A 3,325-nucleotide genomic window follows, 5' to 3' on the forward strand; every position below is an offset into this window, starting at 1 on the left:
CCTGTGTAATGAGGCGGTAAAATTCGATTGTTCCGTCCAGTTCCAGTTCCGTGGCACCGTGTCCAATGCAAAGAGTGTCCTGAGCGTGCTTGGGGCGTGCATCAAGAGCGGTGATGAGATCGAGTTTATCTGTGATGGAAAAGACGAGGAGGAAGCTCTGTCAGCGATGCTGAAAATCGTTGATGACGGGCTGGGCGAGTAGAAAAAAACGGTGCGGTAAAAGACTGTGTACAGACGTACGGATAGGATGGAACTATGATCGTTTATTTGGTTTGCTATGCGGCTTCGCTGCTTCTGGCGCTCAGCCGCCATTATCTTTTATCCGGCGCAGGGCTTCTGGCGGCGGCGGTGTATCTGTATGCGTCAGACTATATCCGGAGTGGAAATCTTCTGCATTTGCGGGGGATTTTCGCTCTTTCCTTTGTAGGTGGACAGGGACTGGCGTGTATGAAGCTTAGTTATTTAAGTCAGGCATGGAGTGCGGGAACGTGGCTGGGACTTCTGGCGGCGTTTTCGGGCTTTTATCTGGCTTTTTATTATCTGGAAGCATTTTCCGGCGAAGCGTCCGTCCGTGTGGGCGGTCATTCTGGCGCGGTGCAGCGCCGGGGGCTGGAATCCTATGCCGGAACTGTTTTTTTCTGCGCGGTGGCGCTGGCGGCGGTATCGGCAGGCTGCTTCGTGATCGAGGCGGTCTATATGGGCTATATTCCGCTGCTGCTCCGTGGAGTTCCGCATGCCTATTCCTATTTCCATGTGACCGGGCTTCATTATCTGACGGTGTCCTGTGTGCTGGTTCCGGCGCTCTCTGTGATCTATTTTTGCATCGAGGGCGGTCGCAGCCGGGGACGGCTGGTGTGTATGCTTCTGGCAGATGCAGCGGCGGTGGCGATTCCGCTTCTGTGCGTGTCGCGCTCCCAGCTTCTGTTTGCGGTACTGTTGGCATTGATTACCTACATGCAGACGGAACACCAGCTGAATCCGATTTACGTTGTTTTTGCGCTGGCGGGGCTGATTGTGCTCTACATTCTGCTGACAATCGCGCGCAGCCATGATACTGCCTACCTGAATACGGTTTTTGAGATGAAACGGCACCTGCCGATTTTTGTGACGCAGCCGTATATTTATATTGCAAACAATTACGATAATTTCGACTGTCTGGTCAAGGGACTTGTGAAGCACAGCTGGGGCATGAAAATGCTGGCACCGTTCTGGACGCTGACGGGACTCAAGTTTCTGGTTCCGTCGTTGACGGCATTTCCATATTATGTGACGAAGGAAGAGCTGACGACGCTGACGATGTTTTATGATGCGTACTACGATTTCGGCGTAATTGGCGTGTTCGTCTTTTCTGCCCTGTTAGGAGCGGCGGCGTATCTGCTGATGCGGATGATGCGCCAGGTGCAGAATCCGATTACCTATCTTCTGTACGCACAGTTTGCACTTTACATGCTGTTATCGTTTTTCACAACCTGGTTCAGCAATCCGTCCACATGGTTTTATTTCGCGGTGACAGCGGTTGTGGCGTTTTTGGTATCGCATAAGGTTATTGTTTCCGGGTAGGCTCTTTTGGAACCGAAAGTGCCGTAAGAAAACGTGGTGGCAGCAGGAATTTGCCGTATTTAAATGCGAAGCCACGGCAAATTCCGTTACTGGCCACGTATGCGTGGACAGTAATCGCATAAGATTGCAGGGCGGTAAAAATATATGGATTAAGATATAAAAATGAAATAAAATCTGCTATAATAACAAAAAGACGACAATTCAGCAAGTTAAAGTGCTGCTTGTATACAGATTGAATTGCCGCATTGATCAATTTTATAGAAAAGAGGGCAAGCCAATGATTTCAGAAAAAATGATACCGCTTATGAAAAATAACTCTGCCATCCGTATGATGTTCGAAGAGGGCAATAAGCTGGCGGCGAAATATGGACGTGAGAATGTATTTGATTTCAGCCTTGGAAACCCGAGCGTACCGGCTCCGGCAGAGGTAAATCAGGCGATTCAGGATATCGTAAAGGAAGAAGATTCCCTGTTTGTACACGGATATATGTCCAACGCAGGCTATGAAGATGTGCGCGAGACGATCGCACAGTCGTTAAACCGCCGGTTTGGCACCTCCTTTCACGCAGGCAACATTCTGATGACGGTCGGTGCGGCAAGTGGCCTGAATGTCATTTTAAAGACCCTGTTAAATCCAGGAGAGCAGGTCATTACCTTTGCACCGTACTTTGTAGAGTATGGTTCTTATGTCCGCAACTATGACGGCGAGCTGGTGGTTGTATCTCCGAATACGGTGGATTTCCAGCCGAATCTCGTTGAATTTGAGGAAAAGATCAACGAAAAAACCAAGGCGGTCATCATCAACACCCCGAACAACCCGACCGGTGTTATTTATTCCGAGGAAACACTGCAGAAGATTGCAGCAATTTTGGAAAAGAAACAGAAGGAATTTGGCACATCGATCGTGCTTCTGTCTGATGAGCCGTATCGTGAGCTGGCTTACGACGGCGCGGTTGTACCGTATGTGACAAAATATTACCGCAATACAGTGGTTTGCTACTCGTACAGCAAGTCCCTGTCCCTTCCGGGCGAGCGTATCGGTTATCTGGTAATTCCGTCTGAGATGGATGAGAGCGCAAATGTATTCCAGGCGGCAACGATCGCGAACCGTGTTCTGGGCTGTGTCAATGCGCCATCCCTGATGCAGAGAGTCATCAAGCGCTGCGTAGATGCGAATGTGAATCTGGAAGCTTACGACCGCAACCGTAACCTGCTTTACAACGGACTGAAAGAGTGCGGATTTTCCTGCATCAAGCCGGAGGGCGCGTTCTACCTGTTCGTGAAATCCCCGGTGGAGAATGAGAAGGAATTCTGCGAGGTATGCAAACAGTACAATGTACTGGTAGTACCGGGAAGTTCATTCGCTTGTCCGGGTTATGTGCGCATCGCATACTGCGTATCGTATGGGCAGATCGAGAGATCGCTTCCGGCATTCAGAAAGATTGCGAAACACTATAATCTGGTATAGCGAAGTTGCATCATTGCCTCGGAAAGGAAAAGGATGAGATGAAACGATATCTTAGAATGATTCTGAATATTGTGATTCCGTTCCTGGGTCTATGTCTGGTCATCTTTTTAGGTCCCAGGCTTCTGCGCTTTTTCATGCCGTTTGTGGTCGGATGGATCCTGGCACTTTTAGCAAATCCGCTGGTCCGGTTTCTGGAACGGCGCGTGAAGCTGGTGCGGCGCCACGGCTCGATGCTGATCATTATCGCGGCGCTGGCGATCGTGATTAGTCTTTTTTACGGGGCGGGTCTTCTGGTTT

General features: G+C 49.8%; 3 protein-coding genes and 1 pseudogene. All 4 read left to right on the forward strand.

Features of this window, described 5'->3' with window-relative positions; genetic code table 11:
* A partial coding sequence (locus tag QVO97_RS04350) for an HPr family phosphocarrier protein (protein WP_288188897.1) occupies window positions 1-202 on the forward strand: 202 nt, incomplete at its 5' end.
* 53 nt (window positions 203-255) lie between these two features.
* Window positions 256-1,560: an O-antigen polymerase gene (locus tag QVO97_RS04355; protein WP_022359170.1), complete on the forward strand. Its 1,305-nt coding sequence runs from the start codon at window positions 256-258 to the stop codon at window positions 1,558-1,560.
* A gap of 277 nt (window positions 1,561-1,837) precedes the next feature.
* Window positions 1,838-3,028 carry a pyridoxal phosphate-dependent aminotransferase gene (locus QVO97_RS04360; protein ID WP_022359171.1) on the forward strand — a complete coding sequence of 397 codons (1,191 nt, stop codon included), beginning with the start codon at window positions 1,838-1,840 and terminating at the stop codon, window positions 3,026-3,028.
* Between the two features lie 38 nt (window positions 3,029-3,066).
* Window positions 3,067-3,325, forward strand: a pseudogene (locus QVO97_RS04365) (sporulation integral membrane protein YtvI); the annotation flags it as partial.

Source organism: Clostridium sp. CAG:43 (assembly GCF_000434655.1).
GTDB classification, from domain to species: domain Bacteria; phylum Bacillota; class Clostridia; order Lachnospirales; family Lachnospiraceae; genus Otoolea; species Otoolea fessa.

Excerpts from the sequence above, each read along its gene's own strand:
- QVO97_RS04355 (WP_022359170.1), top strand. The coding sequence starts at position 256 with ATGATCGTTTATTTGGTTTGCTATGCGGCTTCGCTGCTTCTGGCGCTC.
- QVO97_RS04360 (WP_022359171.1), top strand. The coding sequence starts at position 1,838 with ATGATTTCAGAAAAAATGATACCGCTTATGAAAAATAACTCTGCCATC.